The 17,309-nt window shown below is 72.0% G+C and carries 17 protein-coding genes; 5 read left to right on the forward strand and 12 right to left on the reverse strand.

Translation table 11 applies throughout. The features are described 5' to 3' along the window. Positions 1 to 17: 17 nt before the first annotated feature. The 8 genes from efeU to ACVW2K_RS19795 form a co-directional block, all read right to left on the reverse strand. Positions 18 to 884 carry an iron uptake transporter permease EfeU gene (gene efeU / locus ACVW2K_RS19760; RefSeq protein WP_457203674.1) on the reverse strand — a complete coding sequence of 289 codons (867 nt, stop codon included), beginning with the start codon at positions 882 to 884 and terminating at the stop codon, positions 18 to 20. A gap of 82 nt (positions 885 to 966) precedes the next feature. Beyond that, a complete protein-coding gene (locus ACVW2K_RS19765; protein ID WP_457203675.1) occupies positions 967 to 1,674 on the reverse strand; it encodes a DsbA family oxidoreductase in 708 nt (235 codons plus the stop codon). 28 nt (positions 1,675 to 1,702) lie between these two features. After that, positions 1,703 to 3,379 (reverse strand): sensor histidine kinase, encoded by a 1,677-nt coding sequence (locus ACVW2K_RS19770; protein ID WP_457203676.1) that lies wholly within the window; start codon positions 3,377 to 3,379, stop codon positions 1,703 to 1,705. A gap of 202 nt (positions 3,380 to 3,581) precedes the next feature. Continuing rightward, the gene (ilvC, locus tag ACVW2K_RS19775) at positions 3,582 to 4,610 is read right to left on the reverse strand and encodes a ketol-acid reductoisomerase (protein WP_457203677.1); all 1,029 of its coding nucleotides are present in this window, start codon (positions 4,608 to 4,610) and stop codon (positions 3,582 to 3,584) included. Positions 4,611 to 4,673: 63 nt separating this feature from the next. Beyond that, complete coding sequence (gene ilvN, locus ACVW2K_RS19780; RefSeq protein ID WP_028636218.1) at positions 4,674 to 5,228, reverse strand: acetolactate synthase small subunit; 555 nt, start codon at positions 5,226 to 5,228, stop codon at positions 4,674 to 4,676. Beyond that, positions 5,225 to 6,979 (reverse strand): acetolactate synthase large subunit, encoded by a 1,755-nt coding sequence (locus ACVW2K_RS19785; protein ID WP_028636219.1) that lies wholly within the window; start codon positions 6,977 to 6,979, stop codon positions 5,225 to 5,227. The genes ilvN and ACVW2K_RS19785 overlap by 4 nt, the downstream gene beginning before the upstream one ends. A gap of 221 nt (positions 6,980 to 7,200) precedes the next feature. Next, entirely contained in the window at positions 7,201 to 7,881 is a 681-nt protein-coding gene (locus ACVW2K_RS19790; protein ID WP_036569314.1) for a 4a-hydroxytetrahydrobiopterin dehydratase, read from the reverse strand. Next, positions 7,878 to 8,294, reverse strand: coding sequence for a VOC family protein (locus ACVW2K_RS19795; protein ID WP_457203678.1), 417 nt, complete (start codon positions 8,292 to 8,294; stop codon positions 7,878 to 7,880). Before ACVW2K_RS19795 ends, ACVW2K_RS19790 begins: the two co-directional genes overlap by 4 nt. A 66-nt stretch (positions 8,295 to 8,360) precedes the next feature. Here ACVW2K_RS19795 and ACVW2K_RS19800 point away from each other — a divergent pair, with 66 nt between their 5' ends. Together ACVW2K_RS19800 and ACVW2K_RS19805 are read left to right on the forward strand one after the other, a co-directional pair. Next, positions 8,361 to 8,708 (forward strand): UBP-type zinc finger domain-containing protein, encoded by a 348-nt coding sequence (locus ACVW2K_RS19800; protein WP_028636222.1) that lies wholly within the window; start codon positions 8,361 to 8,363, stop codon positions 8,706 to 8,708. A gap of 83 nt (positions 8,709 to 8,791) precedes the next feature. Then, complete coding sequence (locus ACVW2K_RS19805) at positions 8,792 to 9,370, forward strand: type VI secretion system tube protein Hcp (RefSeq protein ID WP_457203679.1); 579 nt, start codon at positions 8,792 to 8,794, stop codon at positions 9,368 to 9,370. A gap of 36 nt (positions 9,371 to 9,406) precedes the next feature. Here ACVW2K_RS19805 and ACVW2K_RS19810 read toward each other — a convergent pair whose 3' ends face one another. After that, a complete protein-coding gene (locus tag ACVW2K_RS19810; protein WP_457203680.1) occupies positions 9,407 to 11,362 on the reverse strand; it encodes an amino acid transporter in 1,956 nt (651 codons plus the stop codon). 162 nt (positions 11,363 to 11,524) lie between these two features. Between ACVW2K_RS19810 and ACVW2K_RS19815 the strand changes: the two genes are divergently transcribed. From ACVW2K_RS19815 to ACVW2K_RS19825, 3 genes are all read left to right on the forward strand, one after another. Continuing rightward, on the forward strand, positions 11,525 to 11,848 hold the full coding sequence (locus ACVW2K_RS19815) for a hypothetical protein (RefSeq protein ID WP_457203681.1): 324 nt from the start codon (positions 11,525 to 11,527) through the stop codon (positions 11,846 to 11,848). Between the two features lie 74 nt (positions 11,849 to 11,922). After that, positions 11,923 to 12,987, forward strand: a complete 1,065-nt coding sequence (locus ACVW2K_RS19820; RefSeq protein WP_457203682.1) for a sensor histidine kinase — start codon at positions 11,923 to 11,925, stop codon at positions 12,985 to 12,987. A gap of 4 nt (positions 12,988 to 12,991) precedes the next feature. Then, on the forward strand, positions 12,992 to 13,666 hold the full coding sequence (locus tag ACVW2K_RS19825) for a response regulator (RefSeq protein ID WP_457203683.1): 675 nt from the start codon (positions 12,992 to 12,994) through the stop codon (positions 13,664 to 13,666). Between the two features lie 18 nt (positions 13,667 to 13,684). Here ACVW2K_RS19825 and ACVW2K_RS19830 read toward each other — a convergent pair whose 3' ends face one another. Genes ACVW2K_RS19830 through xylB form a run of 3 tightly spaced genes read right to left on the reverse strand, consistent with a single transcriptional unit; the run spans position 13,685 to position 17,292 of the window. Next, entirely contained in the window at positions 13,685 to 14,704 is a 1,020-nt protein-coding gene (locus ACVW2K_RS19830) for a S66 family peptidase (protein WP_457203684.1), read from the reverse strand. Between the two features lie 3 nt (positions 14,705 to 14,707). After that, positions 14,708 to 15,898, reverse strand: a complete 1,191-nt coding sequence (locus tag ACVW2K_RS19835; RefSeq protein ID WP_457203685.1) for a kynureninase — start codon at positions 15,896 to 15,898, stop codon at positions 14,708 to 14,710. Further along, positions 15,895 to 17,292, reverse strand: a complete 1,398-nt coding sequence (gene xylB, locus ACVW2K_RS19840; RefSeq protein ID WP_457203686.1) for a xylulokinase — start codon at positions 17,290 to 17,292, stop codon at positions 15,895 to 15,897. Before xylB ends, ACVW2K_RS19835 begins: the two co-directional genes overlap by 4 nt. Positions 17,293 to 17,309: the final 17 nt, after the last annotated feature.

Here is a 17,309-nt window from a genome sequence, read left to right on the forward strand (position 1 = left end):
GGGTCTCTCTGTTCGCGTCAGTGGCTGACGGTGGTCGGGGCAGCGGGCGCGGCGGCCCGGGGAGGGGTACGGCGGCGGCGCGCGCCGAGCAGGAACAGGGTCATCACCGGGACGACGTACAGCACCCAGACCGTGGCCTCGAGGACGGTCGTCTCCGGCGAGAAGTTGAAGACGCCCTTGAGCAGCGTGGCGTACCACGTGGTCGGGTCGATCGTGTCCGAGACGTCCCAGGCCAGACGGTGCAGGCCGGGCAGCACGCCGGCCTCCTGGAGGTCGTGCACGCCGTACGACAGGACGCCGCCGGCGACCAGGATCAGGAACGCACCGGTCCAGGTGAAGAACGTGCTCAGGTTGATCCGGATCGCGCCGCGGTAGAGGAGGTAGCCCAGGACCACGGCGGTGGCGATGCCGAGGGCGGCGCCGAGCAGCGGCTGCCAGGTCGCGTCGGTGTGGCGGGAGACCGCCTCGGTCGCGGACCACAGGAACAGCGCGGTCTCCAGGCCCTCGCGACCGACGGCGAGCACCGCGACGAGCACCAGCGCCCACCACGAGCCCTCGGCCGCGCTGTCGATCTGGCCGCGCAGCTCACCGCTCAGCGAGCGGGCGGCGCGGGCCATCCAGAAGATCATCCAGGTGACGAGGGCGACCGCGACGATCGAGAGGGTGCCGCCGATCGCCTCCTGCGCCTCGAAGGTCAGGCTGCGCGGCCCGTAGACGAGCGCGAACCCGAACCCGAGCGCGACGACGACCGCGATGCCCACGCCGATCCAGATCCGCGGCAGCAGGTGTCGGCGGTCGGTCTTGACCAGGTAGGCGACGAGGATGCTGACCACGAGGGCCGCTTCGAGGCCCTCGCGCAGACCGATGAGGTAGTTCGCGAGCACGACCCGGATGCTACGCCAATTACTTAGGTTTGCCTAACCAAAGGTTGCCCATCTCACGTCCCGGCCGCCGAGCGGCCGGAGCTCAGATCGCGCAGCCGTCGGGGCCGCACGCCTCGGCGTCGCCGCCCACGGTCTGGAGCACGGGGTGCGAGGCCGCCCAGGCCTGGTCGAGCACCTGGGCGAAGACCTCCGCGGGCTGGGCGCCGGAGACGCCGTACGCCCGGTCCACGACGAAGAAGGGGACGCCGGTCGCGCCGTAGGCGCGGGCCTGCGCCACGTCGGCGGCCACCGCGTCGGCGTACTCGTCCCCCGCGAGGACGGCGCGCACGCGAGCCTCGTCGAGGCCGGTGCCGACCGCGACCCGGGTCAGGACCTCGTGGTCACCGACGTCCTGCGCCTGCTCGAAGTACGCCGAGAGGAGGGCCTCCTTGAGCTCGCGCTGGAGGGCCGGACCGCCCGCGTCGAGCGCGAGGTGCAGGAGCCGGTGGGCATCGACGGTCTTGGTGTGCACGGTCTCGAAGAGGCGGAGCGCCAGGCCCTCCTCGGTGGCGACGTCGATGAGCTGCTGCTGCAGCTGGCGCATCTCCGCCTCCGACCGGCCGTACTTGCGCGCGATCACACCGGTCGAGAGCTCGTGCCCGTGCGTGGGTGCCCTCGGGTCGAGCTCGAAGGAGCGGTAGACGACCTCGACCTCGTCCGCGTGCTCGAAGCCGGCGAGGGCGGTCTCCAGGCGGCGCTTGCCGACGAAGCACCACGGGCAGACGACGTCGCTCCAGATCTCGATGCGCATGACCGGTTGAACCGGCAACCAGACGGAGCTATTCCGGTCGGTGCTGGGCCGTGGGCAGCGTCACCGTGAACGTCGTGCCCTCGCCGAGCCGCGAGTGCACGCCGACGGTGGCTGCGTGCCGCTCGACGATCGTCGCGACGATCGCGAGCCCCAGACCGGTGCCGGGCTCGCGGAGGGCGTCCGGGTTGGTGGTGCGGAAGAAGGCGCTGAACAGCCCGATCTGGTCCTCCTCGGAGATGCCCAGCCCGTCGTCGGAGACCTGGAGGACGACGTCGTCGCCGCCGGAGGTGAGCGAGACCGCGACGGTGCCCCCGGCGGGCGTGTACTTGACGGCGTTGCTCACCAGGTTCCCGACCAGCCGGTCCAGCTCACTCTCGTCGCCGGGCACGACCAGGTCGCCGCCTCCGAGCTGGAGGCGCACGTCGATCCCCTTGGCCCGGGCGGCGGAGTCGACGAGCGCGATCACGTCGGCGGTGACCGCACGGAGGTCGACGGGCCGGCGCACCAGCGGGTACTGCGGGTTGCTGACCTGCGCCAGGAGCAGCAGGTCCTCGACCACGCGCTCCATCCGGGCGGTCCCGCGGGTCATCGCCTGGTGGTGTCGTACGGCGGTCTCGTCGAGATCCACCGCGCCCAGGAGCTCGAGGTTGCCGGCGATGACGGTGAGCGGGGTGCGCAGCTCGTGCGAGAGCGTGGCGATCAACTGGCTCCGGTAGTCGTCGAGCTGCTGCAGCTCGCGGACCAGGTTCCGCTCGCGCTCCAGCGCCCTCGCGGTCATCAGCGCCGCGCCGAGGTCGTGCCCGATCTGGAGCGCGGAGTCGATCTCGACCTGGGACCAGGGCGGGTCCTGGGAGCGCCGCGTCAGCGCGAGGAAGCCGACGCACTCGGTGCCGACACCCAGCGCGACGGCGAGCACCGAGGACAGGTCGAGCTCCGCGAGCTCCTGGCGGACGTGCCGGGGCTGCTCGGGATCCGCCGCCGAGACGAGGAGCGGACGCTCATCGGCCCAGAGCCGGGGCGCGAGCTCCTCCGAGGTCCGGCGTACCCCGTCGGAGATGTGGACGGGGCTGCCGTCGTGGGAGCGGGCGTAGCCGGAGCCGTCGAGCAGCTGGATCCAGGAGCCGCTCGCCCCGAAGCCCTCGACGAGCGGGCGGTGCGTGTGCTCGAGCACCGCCTCCAGCGATGCCTGCGCGCGGGTCGAGGAGGACCGGATCAGCCGGCGCGCGGCCTCCGCGTGCTCGACCTGGTGGATCAGCTCCTCGCGCTCGAACGCGGTCAGCACCGCGCGCTCGGCCTGCGCGGCGTACCGCTCGAGGAGGCTGCGCTGGCGGTCGTCGGGGCGGCGACCGGAGACCGGTCGGTCGACGGACAGGAGGCCGACGGGGCGGCCGCCGTCGTCGGTGAGGAGCGCCAGCAGCGCGTCCTCGATGTGCCACGCGTCCGGCGTGCCGGAGGACTCCTGCTCGATCAGGACCCAGTGACCCTCCAGCTCGCCGTGGGTCCCGGCCGGGATGAAGCGCAGCCGCGGCCCCCACTCGACGGCAGCCGGCAGGACGGAGTCGAGCACCGAGATCGGGTCGGACTCCTCGAGATACTCGCGGTACTGCTCGGGACCCGTGTAGGCGACGGTGACCAGGCGCTCGTCGAGGACCACCGAGAGGACCGCGACCTCGAAGCCGACCATCTCCGCCACGGACTCGACCATCAGCTGCAGGACAGCACGCGCGGACGAGTCCGACCAGCCCCCGTGATCGGTCGGTCCGGGCTCCACCTGCGCAACCTAGCGATTCCCGGACGCCCGCGCCCCGGAAACGCCGAGTCAGGTCCAGCACAGGGGTCCACGCACGCGACGAGACCACATCGAGGTGGTCGCCTCTGCGCGCGTGGACGCCGGGTGGAGGCAGGCGTCAGCGGGTGGCGGTGCCCTCGGTGTAGTCCGAGTCGTGCGACTTCACCCAGGCCATCAGCTTGCGCAGCTCGCGCCCGGTCTGCTCGATCGGGTGCTGCTCGCCCTTCTTGCGCAGCTCGTTGAACTCCGGCGACCCGTTGTCCATGTCGGTGATGAAGCGCTCGGCGAACGAGCCGTTCCTGATGTCCGCGAGGACCGCCTCCATGTTCGCCTTCACCTCAGGGGTGATCACGCGCGGTCCGGAGGCGTAGTCGCCGAACTCCGCGGTGTCCGAGACCGACCAGCGCTGCTTGGCGATGCCGCCCTCGTACATCAGGTCGACGATCAGCTTGAGCTCGTGGAGGCACTCGAAGTAGGCGACCTCGGGCTGGTAGCCGGCCTCGGTGAGGACCTCGAAGCCGTACATGACCAGCTGCGACGCGCCACCGCAGAGCACGGCCTGCTCACCGAACAGGTCGGTCTCGGTCTCCTCGGTGAAGGTGGTCCTGATGCCGCCGGCGCGGAGCCCGCCGATCGCCTTGGCGTAGGACAGCGCGAGGTCCCAGGCCTTGCCCGACTCGTCCTTCTCGACGGCGACGAGCACCGGGACGCCGCGACCGTCGACGTACTCACGCCGGACCAGGTGGCCGGGACCCTTCGGCGCGACCATGAACACGTCCACGCCGGCCGGCGGGGTGATGTAGCCGAAGCGGATGTTGAAGCCGTGGCCGAAGACCAGGGTGTCGCCCGGGGTGAGGGACGGCTCGATCTCCTCGGCATACAGCTTCCGCTGGTGCTGGTCGGGCGCGAGGATCACGATGACGTCGGCCTCCTCGGCCGCCTCCGCGGGCGTCACGACCCGGAGGCCCTCCGCCTCCGCCTTCGCGCGGCTCCTCGATCCCGGCTGCAGGCCGATGCGGACGTCGACGCCCGAGTCGCGCAGCGACAGCGCGTGGGCGTGGCCCTGGCTGCCGTATCCGATGACCGCCACGTTCTTGCCCTGGATCAGGGACAGGTCGGCGTCGTCGTCGTAGAACATCTCAGCCACGGGGGCTTCTCCTTCTGGTTGGGACTTCAGTACGTCGTCAGCCCCGCTGCGGGCGGGACGGGCTCAGCTTGCCGCCGGCGGAGCCGGCACGGTGACCGGACGCAGGTTGCGCTCGGAGATGGAACGGGAGCCGCGGCCGATCGCGACCATGCCGGACTGCACGAGCTCGCGGATGCCGAAGGGCTCCAGCACGCGCAGCAGGTCGGCGAGCTTGTCGGCGTTGCCCACGGCCTGGATGGTGACGGCGTCGGGTGCGATGTCGACCACCTTGGCGCGGAACAGCTGCACGGCGTCGAGCACGCTGCCGCGGGTGTCGACGTCGGCCTTCACCTTGACCAGCAGCAGCTCACGGTTGACCGAGGCGGGGCCGTCGAGCTCGACGATCTTGATCACCTCGACCAGCTTGTTCAGCTGCTTGGTGACCTGCTCGAGCGGCGAGTCCTCGACGTTCACGACGATCGTCATCCGCGAGACCTCGGGGTGCTCCGTCGGACCCACGGCCAGGGAGTCGATGTTGAAGCCGCGGCGGCTGAACAGGCCCGCGATCCGGGCCAGCACGCCGGGCTTGTTCTCGACCAGCACCGAGAGCGTGTGCCGGGTGTTGATGGGCGTCGTCACGGGCGGAGCTCCAGGTCTGCGTCGTCGTCGAACTTCGGGGCCAGGTCGCGGGCGTACTTGATGTCGTCGTTGCTGGTGCCGGCGGCGACCATCGGCCACACCATCGCGTCGCGGTGCACGCGGAAGTCCACCACCACCGGGACGTCGTTGATCTCCATCGCCTTGGTGATGGTGGCGTCCACGTCCTCCGGGCTCTCACACGCGAGGCCCACGCAGCCGTAGGCGTCGGCGAGCTTGACGAAGTCCGGGATCCGCTTCGAGTGCAGGTCGGTGTTGGAGTACCGCTCGTTGTAGAACAGCGTCTGCCACTGGCGGACCATGCCGAGCGACTCGTTGTTGATGATCGCGACCTTGATCGGGATGTCGTTGATCGCGCAGGTGGCGAGCTCCTGGTTGGTCATCTGGAAGCAGCCGTCCCCGTCGATCGCCCACACCGTGGCGTCGGGGCGGCCGACCTTCGCGCCCATCGCCGCCGGGACGGCGTAGCCCATGGTGCCGAGGCCACCGGAGTTGATCCAGGTGTTCGGGTGCTCGTAGCCGACGAAGTGGGCCGCCCACATCTGGTGCTGGCCGACGCCCGCGGCGTACACCGCCTCGGGGCCGACGATCGCCCCGAGTCGCTCGAGGACGTACTGCGGTGCGAGCTCGCCCTTCGGCGCGTCGTACCCGAGCGGGTACTTCTTCTTCACCCCCGCCAGGAACTCCACCCACGCCTCGTAGTCGCCGGTGTGCCCGGCGTCCGCCTCGGCCTTGAGCGCCACGACGAGGTCGCTGATCACCTCGCGGCAGTCGCCGACGATCGGAACGTCGACGACGCGGTTCTTCCCGATCTCCGCGGGGTCGATGTCGGCATGGATGACACGGGCGTTCGGCGCGAACGTGTCGAGGTTGCCGGTCACGCGGTCGTCGAAGCGCGCGCCGAGGCTGATGATCAGGTCGCTGCGCTGCAGGCCCGCCACCGCGGCCACGGTGCCGTGCATGCCGGGCATGCCGAGGTGCTGCGGGTGGCTGTCGGGGAAGGCGCCGCGCGCCATCAGCGTGGTCACCACCGGCATGCCGGTCAGCTCCGCGAGCACCCTGAGCTCGCGCGCCGCGCCGGCGCGGATGCAGCCGCCGCCGACGTACAGGACCGGCCGACGGGACTCCAGGATGAGCTTCGCCGCCTCCCGGATCTGCTTCGAGTGCGGCCTGGTCACCGGGCGGTAGCCGGGCAGGTTCAGCTCGGTCGGCCAGTCGAAGGTCGTCGCCGCCTGGAGCGCGGACTTGGCCACGTCGACGAGCACCGGGCCGGGGCGTCCGGTCGAGGCGATGTAGAACGCCTCCGCGATGGTGCGCGGGATCTCGGCCGGGTCGGTGACCAGGAAGTTGTGCTTGGTGATCGGCATCGTGATGCCGCGGATGTCGGCCTCCTGGAACGCGTCCGTGCCGATCGACGCGGCGCCGACCTGGCCGGTCACCGCCACGATCGGGACCGAGTCCATGTGCGCGTCCGCGAGCGGCGTGACGAGGTTGGTGGCGCCGGGGCCGCTGGTTGCCATGCACACCCCGACCCGGCCCGTGGCGGCGGCGTACCCCTGCGCGGCGTGGCCCGCGCCCTGCTCGTGACGCACCAGGATGTGCCGGATCGAGGAGTCCATCAGCGGGTCGTACGCCGGGAGGATGGCGCCACCCGGGATCCCGAAGATGTCGGTGGTCCCGGCTGCTTCCAGCGACCTGATCAGGCTCTGCGCGCCCGTCATGTGCTCGCTCATCACTGTGTCCTGTCTCGTCCGTGCCTGCCCAACAAAAAACCCCTCGGCCCTGGTGGGCGGCGAGGGGTGACGTGCGCGCTGAGTCGGTGTCCGGTCAGCTCACACGTCGCGTGCGTACAAGAATGTCCTGGCGCATGACGCCACCGTAGCCGCCCGGGCCTCCCGCCCGCATCCGAGTGTGGCAGGCGTCCCACCATCCGGGATGGCGGTCTCAGTCCGTGTCAGTCGAACGAGCCGGGTTCGCGCCCGTCGGCCGTGCAGACGCAGACCTTGTTGCCGTGGACGTCCGCGAGCACCCAGAACGCCGGAGCGTGCTCGTCGGTGACCAGCGTGCCGCCGGCGGCGACGGCCGCCTCGACCCGCTCCTCGGCGACGTCGCGGGGCACCACGATGTCGAGGTGGAAGCGCTGCTGGACCTCACCCGTGGCGTCCGGAGCCTCCTGGAACCACAGCGCGTTGTTGCGGCCGGCCGGGTCCTCGACCTGGTGGTAGGGCTCGTCGTCGTACCCGAGGACCGTCGCCCAGAACGGCTTGACCACGTCGCCATCCGGGACGTCGAGGGCGAGCTCGAGCGTCGAGACCTCCCGCGGCGCCGCCTCGACGCCGAGCTCGGCGGCGATGTCGGAGATCCGGCGGGCCAGGGCGATGTCGCGGCTGGTGACCCCGTGCACGTCGTGGCTGTGCAGGTCGACGTCGACCTGGGGGTAGGTGAGCACCACGTCGGGGTGGTGGTTCGCCTCCTCGGCAGCCTCGGTGATGCGCGTGACCAGCTCGAGCCCCTTCACGAAGCTGCCGGTCCGGAAGCGGGCGTGCAGCTTCATGAGGAAGAACCGCCAGTCGGCGAGGTCCTCGGCCTGCACCTGGGGGTAGCGGAGCACCTGCTTCGGGTCCGGCTGGGTCATGGCAGTACCACCTGTCCGATCGGTCCGGGGTTGAAGGCGACCTCCCAGCGGTACCCGTCCGGGTCGCCGAAGTAGCCGGTGTAGCCGCCCCACTCGCGATCGACCGCGGCGTGGACCGGGTCCGCGCCGGCCGCCCGTGCGGCCTCGAGCGCGGCGTCCACGTCCTCGCGGGTGGGGACGTTGTGCGCGAGGGTGAGCGGCGCGACGCCGTCCCCGCGGACGATCGTGCCGACCTCGGCCTCGAAGGCGGTGTCCTGCCAGAGCGAGAGGACGACGTGCTCGCCGACCTGGATCATCAGCACGTCGCCGGGGACGTCGAGCGACGCGCCCCAGCCGAGTCCGTCGACGTAGAACGCGCGGGTGGCGTCGAGGTCGCGGACGGCGAGCGTGACGAAGCTGATCCGTTGGTCCACGTCCTTCACCTTGGCACAGCCACGTGGGCCGGGCCCGGATCCACCCGGGGGACGTAGTCTCGGAGGATGACCCAGCGCGCCGGCATCGACCAGTCCGTCCCGCCGAGTGGCAGCGGCTGCGCCGAGTGCGAGGCCACCGGTGGCTGGTGGGTGCACCTGCGGCGCTGTGCGCAGTGCGGCCACGTCGGCTGCTGCGACACCTCGCCGATGCAGCACGCCACCGCGCACTTCCGCGAGACCGGCCACCCGGTGATCCGGAGCTTCGAGCCGGGCGAGGAGTGGTTCTGGGACTACACCACCGAGTCCGGGTTCGCCGGCCCCGGGCTGGCGCCGCCGGAGTGCCACCCCGAGGACCAGACGGTGCCCGGGCCCGCCGACCGGGTGCCCGGGGACTGGCGCGACAAGATCCACTAGGACTGACCGGCGGATGACAGCGGCGCCGGCCGGGCGGACACTGCGAGACGTCCGATGGTCGTCCGTCTCCCGAGGAGTCCGCCATGTCCGCTGTCGTCGTCCCACGCCGCCGCGTGCTCGTCCTGGTCCCACTGCTGCTCGTCTCGCTGCTCGCGTGGTGGGCCACCCGCGCCGACTCCGAGGCGAGTCCACCGGCCGCCCGTGCGGCCAGCACCGCGCAGGCGGGGAAGATCGCGTTCGCGTCGCTCCCCGGCGGCGTCCAGGCCACGCTCCCGGTCCTGTCCTTCCGGGCCGGGGGTGTCAACACGTCGGCGCCGGCCGGAAGCGGCGGTGGCACCGGCAAGTTCGTGCCCGACGACCCGACGGTGGTCGTCGACGCGAACGACGTCGACCCCCTGCTGCTGCGCGCGGTCACGACCGGCGTCCACATCGCGCAGGCCACCGTGACCCTCTACCGCCCGGGCACGACGAAGAAGCAGGAGGTCTGGCAGCTCGCGGACGTGACGATCAGCGAGCTGCGCACCGCGCAGTCGGGCTCGACGAAGCCGCCCCGGCTCACCCTCGGCCTGCGCTACACGCGGGTCGCCGTGACCTCGTTCACCGCCGGCGGCACCGCCGCCGGGACCTACTGCTTCGACCTGGCCACCAGCACGTCCTGCTGAGAGGCGGCTCCGGCCGCGATGGTCCCTGGATCGGCGTCAGCCGGCGTGGAGGTGGGGGCGCCTGGCCCGGTCGGGTTCGGCCCGGCGCAGCACCTCGCGGGTGATGGGGGCGACCTCACCGGCGCCGAACAGGAGGAACCGGACCAGGTGCCCGAACGGGTTGCCCTCCGTCCACTCGAAGTAGATGTGCGGCCGGACGCCGGTGCGGTCACGGATGTCGATCAGCAGCGCGGCGAGCGTGTTCGGCACGGAGGCGCCGGTGACGGTGAGCACCCGGTACTCGTCGTGCATGACCAGGCCGCGGACGTCGATCCGGCTCTCGAAGTCGGAGTAGTCGCCGACGGTCACCTCGACGAGGACGATGTCACCGGCGTTGGGGAGGTCGTGGTCGTCGACGATCTGCTGGATCTTCTCGCGGTACTCCTCGACGTCCCGGGCGTCGGGCTCGTTGGCGACCAACCGGATGGACCGGCGGGCGCAGTCACGGAGGAAGGAGTCAGCCCGTGCGTCGTAGGTGATGTCGGTGGCACGCAGCTCGAACGCTCGCGAGATCCGCGACAGCAGGGACACGAGCACGATGGCGCCGATGAAGCAGGCGGCGATCTTGACGCCGTCGGGGCGTTCGCGGACGTTGTCGAGCGTGGTGTAGGTGAGCACCAGCGCGATCAGGGCGAACGCCACGGTCAGGCGGCGCTGGCCCGCCCTGCGCGCGGCGAGCGTGACCGCGACGGCCGCCGAGGTCATCAGGACCAGCACACCGGTGGCGTAGGCACCGCCCTGCGCGTTGACGTCGGCATCGAAGACCCAGGTGATCGCGGCGGCGACACCGGTGAGGACGAGGACGAGCGGTCGCACCGCACCGGCCCACTCCGGCGACATGCCGTAGCGGGGCAGGTAGCGCGGAATCAGGTTGAGCATGCCCGCCATCGCCGAGGCGCCGGCGAACCAGAGGATCAGGATCGTCGATGCGTCGTAGACGGTCCCGAAGCCGTCGCCGAGGTAGCGGTGGGCGAGATAGGCCAACGCTCGTCCGTTGGCGGATCCGCCTTCCTGGAACTCCGCAGCGGGGATCAGCAGCGTGGTGACCAGGCTGGAGGCGATCAGGTAGACGCTCATGATGCAGGCCGCCACCGTGAGGAGCTTCCTGGTGTTGCGGATCCGACCGGCCGGATGTGCCGGGTCGTCCACCGCGCCGCCTTCGACGTGGCTCATCACCGCCACACCGGTCTCGAACCCGGACAGGCCCAGGGCCAGCTTGGGGAACAGTGTGAGAGAGACGGCCACCATGACCGCGAGGTTCCCGTGTTCGGCGGTGAGCGCGCCTGTCCAGTCGGTGACCAGGTGGCCCGCCGACACCACGTGGCCGGCCGCTACCCCGATCACGACGGCGTTGAGCACGAGGTAGGTCACGACGAGCGCGACCGCCACGCCGATGGCCTCGGTGAAGCCCTTGAGGAACACCGCGCCGAGCAGGGCCACGAGGCCGAGGGTGATCCACAGCTCCTGACCGTGCAGGACGCTCGGCACATGCGGGTTCTCCACGACGTGAGCGCTGGCGTCGGCGGCCGAGAGCGTGATCGTGATGACGAAGTCCGTGAGCGCGAAGCCGAGCAGCGCCAGCACGAAGAGCTTGCCGCGCCAGAAGGGCAGCAGCCGTTCGAGCATCGCGATCGACCCCTGACCGTGCGGACTCTCGGCGGCCACCCGTCGGTAGACCGGCAGGGCTCCGAACAGGGTGAGCAGCACGAGGATGACCGTCGCCAGCGGGCTGAGGAGACCCGCAGCGAGGAACGCGATGCCGGGCTGGTAGCCGAGGGTCGAGAAATAGTCGACACCGGTCAGGCACATCACCTTCCACCAGCGGTGCGGCTCCTCGCCGGAGTGCTCGACCGCATGTGGCCCGGCGTGCCGGGCGGCGACGTCGGGCCGGTAGAAGAGCCACCGGCGGAAGCGGACACCGGGCTGCTCGCGCAGCGGGAGATCGAGACTCACGCCGTCAATCCAACTCGCCGTCGACCGGGATCGGGCGGGGCCTAACACACCCCTAACACCGGGTCCTTCGCGCGTCAGGATCCCGCACGGATCGGGGACGACCTCGTCAGGATCCTGTCAGGACGACGACGTTCCCGGACGCCGTGGACTTGACTGCACGACATGGCTCAACGCGTCATGACCGACGAGGTCGGCGTCCGGTTCGGGATGAGCGGCGGGGTGCTGTTCGCCCTGGCGGCGCTCATCGTCGCGAGCGGACTGCGCGGAACGCTCGGCGTCGTCGTGCTGTTCCTGGCCACGACCGTGCTCGCGACGGCAATGGACACGCGGCACTCACTGCTGCTGGGCCTGGCCGGCTGGGCGTTCGCCACCGGCTTCGCCGTCAACACGTCGGGCGTGCTCACCCTGGCGCAGCTCGACCTGCTCCGCCTGGTCGTCTTCGTCGTCGCCGCCCTGGTCACCAGCCGACGCGGCACACTGGGGTGAACGCCGTCGAACCCATCCCGCCCGGGAGCACGGCCCGACGCCGGTCCACCGGCGCCGACAGGACCGGAGGTGCGATGGGTCGGAGCAGTCTCAGCCCGAGGCGACGCGCCTACGGCTACCTCTCGGCCGTCGCCGGGAGTGCACTCCTGGTCGCGGTGCTGGTCCCCGTGGGCAGCCACGTCGACCTCGCGAGCGCGGCCATGCTGTTCCTGCTGCTGGTCGTCACCACCGCCATCGTCGGCGGTATCGGTCCGGCAGTGCTCGCCGGCGCCCTCGGAGCGGCCCTCGTGAACTTCTTCTTCACCGAGCCGCTCCACACCTTCCGGATCCACGAGGCCGGCGATGTCGTGGCGCTGGTGGTCTTCGCGATGGTGGCCGTGATGGTCAGCTGGGTCGTCGACCTCGCCGCCCGCCGGGCAGCGGCGGTGCGAGAGGCTGCGGAGCTCGAGGCGGGGAACCGGTTGCGCACCGCTCTCCTGGCGGCGGTCGGCCATGACCTGCGAACGCCGCTGGCCACCGCGAAGGCCGTCGTCTCCGGGCTGCGCAGCCGTGAGGTGACCCTGACCGAGGAGGACCGCAGGGAGCTGCTCGAGACCGCCGACGACGCACTCGACCGACTGGCCGCGCTGGTCGACAACCTGCTCGACCTCAGCCGGCTCCAGGCGGGCGCGATGCCGGTCCGCACCCGGCCGATCCCGCTCGAGGACGTCGTCGCGGCGGCGCTCGACGAGCTCGCGGTCGGGTCGGTGGCCGTCTCGATCGACCTGCCCGAGCAGCTTCCCGAGGTCGTGGCGGACCCGGGCCTGCTCGAGCGAGTGGTCGTCAACCTGGTGGCCAACGCCCAGCGCCATGCGCCCGGACCCGTGCTGCTGACCGCCGGGGCCGTCGGAGATCGCGTGGAGCTCCGCGTCGTCGACCGGGGTCCGGGTATCGCGGTTCCCGACCGCGACCGGGTGTTCGTGCCGTTCCAGCGGCTCGGGGACAGCGGCACCAGCGGCCTCGGTCTCGGGATGGCGCTCTCCCGCGGACTGGTCGAGGCCATGGCAGGAAGCCTGACGCTCGCGGAGACGCCCGGCGGCGGGCTGACGCTGGTCATCTCCCTTCCCGCCGCGCCGGCCGTCGTCGCAGAGCGCGGGTGACGCCGTGAGTCGCGTGCTGGTCGTCGACGACGAGCCGCAGATCGTCCGAGCCCTCGCCATCAACCTCCGCGCTCGCGGCTACGAGGTGTCCACCGCCGGCGACGGCGGCGAGGCACTCCTGGTCGCGGCCTCCCACCCGCCAGACGTCGTCATCCTCGACCTGGGACTGCCCGACCTCGACGGGGTCGACGTCATCGCCGGCATCCGCGGCTGGTCGAGCGTGCCGATCCTGGTGCTCTCCGGTCGCAGCGACAGTGTCGACAAGGTCGACGCCCTCGACGCGGGTGCGGACGACTACGTGACCAAGCCGTTCGGGATGGACGAGCTGATGGCGCGGCTGCGGTCCTTGCTCCGCCGCACCACCCCTGCTGAGTCGCAGCCCGCCGTGGAGTTCGGCGACGTGCGGGTGGACCTCGCCGCCACGCGCGTCTCCGTCGGCGGCACCGAGGTCCGGCTCACCCCCACCGAGTGGCACCTGCTCGAGGTCCTCGTGCGCCATCCCGGCAAGCTCCTCAGTCACCGGCAGCTCCTCGCCGAGGTCTGGGGCCCCGGCTACGAGACCGCTCAGGGCAACCTGCGGCTGTACGTCGCCCAGCTCCGCCGCAAGCTCGAGCCCGATCCCTCCCGGCCTCGTTTCCTCCGCACCGAGCCCGGCATGGGCTACCGATTCCAGCCCTGACCGGACGTCCGTCGACGATCAGGCCAGTGTCTGCGTGATCTCGTGCCGGTCGCCGTCGACGACGACGCGGGCGAGCGCGCCGTTCACCAGCGGGAGGTACGGCGCGACGTGCCCGCACTCGACGTCGAGCACGACCGGGATGCCGAGGTCGCCGAGGGCGTCGGCGACCGCCTCGGCCTGGGTGAGGTCCGGCATGTCCGGCGCGTTCGTGCGCCCGATGAGCACGGCCCGGGCGTGGTCGAACCAGCCCGCGTAGCGCAGCGAGTGGAGGGTGCGGGCGATCGTGTAGGCGTTGTCCTCGCAGGCCTCGAGGTAGACGACCAGCCCCTCCGGGCTCGCCTCGCCGAACGCCGCGACGTCGCCGTACGGCGTGGCCGCGATCGGCCCGACCGTCTCGATGCAGCCGCCGATCAGCCGGCCGGAGACGTCGACCGACGACCCGGACAGCACCCGCCAGGTGCCGGGCGAGTCGAGCGTCAACCGCGAGACGTCGGGGTGCGCGACGTAGTCGTCCCAGCCGGTCGAGCGGTACCGGCCCGGGCTCCGCTGCACGAAGGGACCCGGCTCCGAGGCCAGCGTGGTCCAGTGCAGCAGGCCGTCCGGCGGGGAGTACGGCGTGTCCATCAGGTTGCTGCCGTGCAGCGTGGTCCAGCCGAGCCGCAGCGTGATCGGCACCATCAGCGTGGTCAGGTCGCTGTAGCCGACGAACCAGGTCGGCTCGGCACCGGCGAGCGCGGACCAGTCCAGCTGGTCGAGCAGGTCGATCGCCAGCTCCCCGCCCCACGGCGGGACCACGGCCCGGATCGAGGGATCGACCAGCATCTCGGTGAGCTCGGCGGCGCGCTGCTCCTTCGGCGCGGACACCACGCCGGAGGTGCCGAGGCACGAGCCACGCACCACGTCGTACCCGCGAGCCTCCAACGAGGCGACGGCGACCTCGAACCTGGCCCGCATCGGCTCCTGCACGCCGCTCGACGGCGCGGTGACGCCGATCCGGTCACCGGGCTGCAGCGGTCGCGGACTCCGGGTCGGGGGCATGCCTCAGGCTGTCAGGTCCGCCAGCACCCCGCGAACCATTTCCAGGCCGCGGTCGACCTCCTCGAACGACGTCGACAACGGCGACAGCCCGATCCGCAGGCCTCCCGGGTCGCGGTAGTCCGGGATCACGTCGCGCTCCCACAGCGCGGCGGTCACCTCGCGCATCAGCGGGTGGTTCAGCGTCACGTGCCCACCCCGCCGGGCCGGGTCGCGGGGCGAGGCCACCTCCACCCCCGCGGCAGCGAGCGTCCCGTCGGCGACCGAGATCGCGTGCTCGGTCAGCGCGACCGACTTCTCCCGGACGGCGGGCATCCCGACCTCGTCGATCAGCGCGAGCATGTCCTGCACCGCGAGCATCCCGACGATCGGGGGCGTCCCGGAGAGGAACCGCCGGATCCCGCTCGCCGGCGCGTACGCCGGGCCCATGAGGAACGGGTCGACCGCGCCCATCCAGCCCTGGATCGGCTGGACCAGGTCGTCGAGGTGCCGCGTGGCCACGTAGCAGAACGCCGGCGCGCCGGGCCCGCCGTTCAGGTACTTGTACGTGCACCCCACCGCGAGGTCCACGCCCCAGTCGTCGAGCGACAGCGGCAACGACCCCACGGAGTGGCAGAGGTCCCAGAGCACGAGGGCGCCGGCGTCGTGGGCGATCCGGGTCAGCTCCGGGACGTCCGCGAGCCAGGCGGATCGGTACGCGACGTGCGACAGCACCACGAGCGCAGTGTCCGGTCCGACGGCGTCCGAGAGCAGGTCCGCCGTCACGCCGGCGCTGGTGTCGACGTCGATCCAGCGCAGCGTCAGGCCACACTCGGCGGCGATCCCGGCCGCGACGTAGCGGTCGGTCGGGAAGTTGTCGCGGTCGATCACGATCTCGGTGCGCCCCGGGCGGGCCGCGACCGCGGCCCGCATCAGCTTGTAGAGCAGGACCGTGGTCGAGTCGCCGATCGCGGCCTGGCCCGGGCCGGCCCCGAGCACGACGCGGCCGAGCTCGTCGCCGATCGTGCGCGGCAGGTCGAACCAGCGCTCGTCCCAGCCGCGGATCAGCCGACCGCCCCACTCCTCCTCGACGAACGCCGCGAGGCGGGGTCCGGTGGCCTTCAGGGGCCGCCCGAGCGAGTTGCCGTCGAAGTAGACCAGCGAGGACGAGGCGCCGACGAAGCGGTCGCGGTACGACGCGAGCGGGTCCCGGATCACGGGCGCACCGCCGTCAGGTCACGCACGGAGGCGTACCGGGCGCGCACGAACGGCGTCGCCTCCACCTCCGTCTCGACGACGTCGGCGAGCTGCCACGCCGGCGGCTCGGCCGCGCCGGACAGCACCCACGCGGCCTGGCGGGCGGCGCCGCGGGCGACGTACTCCCCCGGCTGCGGCACGGTCACCGGCAGCCCGAGCACCGCGGACGCGATCTCCCGGACCGCCTGAGACCGGGCGGCGCCGCCGACCAGCACCACGCGCTCGACCGGCGTGCCGAGCGCGCGCACGGCGTCGACCGCGTCGGCGAGGCCGCAGAGCATCCCCTCCACGGCGGCGCGCGCGAGGTACGGCGGGTTCGCGGTCTCGAGGCGCAGCCCGTGGATCGCCCCGGTGGCGTCGGGCTTGTTCGGCGTGCGCTCGCCCTCGAGGTACGGCACCAGGGCCATGCCGCCGGCACCGGCCGGCGCGGAGAGCGCCAGGTCGGAGAGCCCGGCGTGGTCGGTGCCGACCATCCGGGCCGCCGCGTCGAGCACGCGGGCGGCGTTCATGGTGGCGACCAGCGGCAGGAACCGGCCGGTCGCGTCGGCGAAGCCGGCCACCGCGCCGGTGACGTCGCCCACCGGCTTCTCGGCCACGGCGCACGCGACGCCGGAGGTGCCGATCGAGACGATGACGTCGCCGCTGACCGCGCCGAGCCCCAGCGCGGCGGCCGCGTTGTCGCCGGTGCCGGGGCCGAGCGGCTGACCCGCGGGCGTGTGGCCGGCGACCTCCGCCGGGCCGAGCACCCGGGGGACGACCGCGTCGTGGCCCAGGCCCATGGTGAGCAGGTCGCGGCGGTACTCCCCCGTGAGCGGTGACCAGTAGCCGGTGCCGCTCGCGTCCCCGCGGTCGGTGGCCAAGGCGTCGAGGCCTGACGCGCCGGCGAGCTTCCACGTCAACCAGTCGTGCGGCAGGCAGACCGCCGCGACCCGCGCGGCGTTCTCGGGCTCGTGGTCACGCAGCCAGCGCAGCTTGGTGACCGTGAACGACGCCACCGGCACCAGCCCGACCGCGTCCACCCAGGGCCCGGGCCCGCCGAGCTCCTCGATCAGGTCGAGCGCGGCTCGGGCGGAGCGGGTGTCGTTCCAGAGCAGTGCCGGCCGGACCACCTCGCCGTGCTCGTCGAGGCAGACCATGCCGTGCTGCTGGCCGCCGACCGCGATCGCCGCGACGTCGTCGAGCCCCCCGGCCGCCTCGATCGCCTGCTCGAGCGCCGACCACCAGTGGTCGGGGTGCACCTCGGTGCCCTCGGGGTGCGGGGCGGTCCCGATGCGCACCTGCTCCCCCGTATCGGCGTCGCAGACGACGACCTTGCAGGACTGGGTGGAGGAGTCGATCCCGGCGACGAGAGGCATGCGGCGATTCTGGCAGG

The organism is Nocardioides sp. HB32 (genome assembly GCF_054058995.1).

Bases quoted from the DNA above. Each gene is read 5' to 3' on its own strand.
- ACVW2K_RS19830 (WP_457203684.1), bottom strand. From the start codon at position 14,704: ATGCCCCCGACCCGGAGTCCGCGACCGCTGCAGCCCGGTGACCGGATC.
- ACVW2K_RS19770 (WP_457203676.1), bottom strand. From the start codon at position 3,379: ATGGTCGAGTCCGTGGCGGAGATGGTCGGCTTCGAGGTCGCGGTCCTC.
- ACVW2K_RS19805 (WP_457203679.1), top strand. From the start codon at position 8,792: ATGTCCGCTGTCGTCGTCCCACGCCGCCGCGTGCTCGTCCTGGTCCCA.
- ACVW2K_RS19815 (WP_457203681.1), top strand. From the start codon at position 11,525: ATGGCTCAACGCGTCATGACCGACGAGGTCGGCGTCCGGTTCGGGATG.
- ACVW2K_RS19800 (WP_028636222.1), top strand. From the start codon at position 8,361: ATGACCCAGCGCGCCGGCATCGACCAGTCCGTCCCGCCGAGTGGCAGC.
- ACVW2K_RS19785 (WP_028636219.1), bottom strand. From the start codon at position 6,979: ATGAGCGAGCACATGACGGGCGCGCAGAGCCTGATCAGGTCGCTGGAA.
- xylB (WP_457203686.1), bottom strand. From the start codon at position 17,292: ATGCCTCTCGTCGCCGGGATCGACTCCTCCACCCAGTCCTGCAAGGTC.
- ACVW2K_RS19765 (WP_457203675.1), bottom strand. From the start codon at position 1,674: ATGCGCATCGAGATCTGGAGCGACGTCGTCTGCCCGTGGTGCTTCGTC.
- ACVW2K_RS19790 (WP_036569314.1), bottom strand. From the start codon at position 7,881: ATGACCCAGCCGGACCCGAAGCAGGTGCTCCGCTACCCCCAGGTGCAG.
- ACVW2K_RS19820 (WP_457203682.1), top strand. From the start codon at position 11,923: ATGGGTCGGAGCAGTCTCAGCCCGAGGCGACGCGCCTACGGCTACCTC.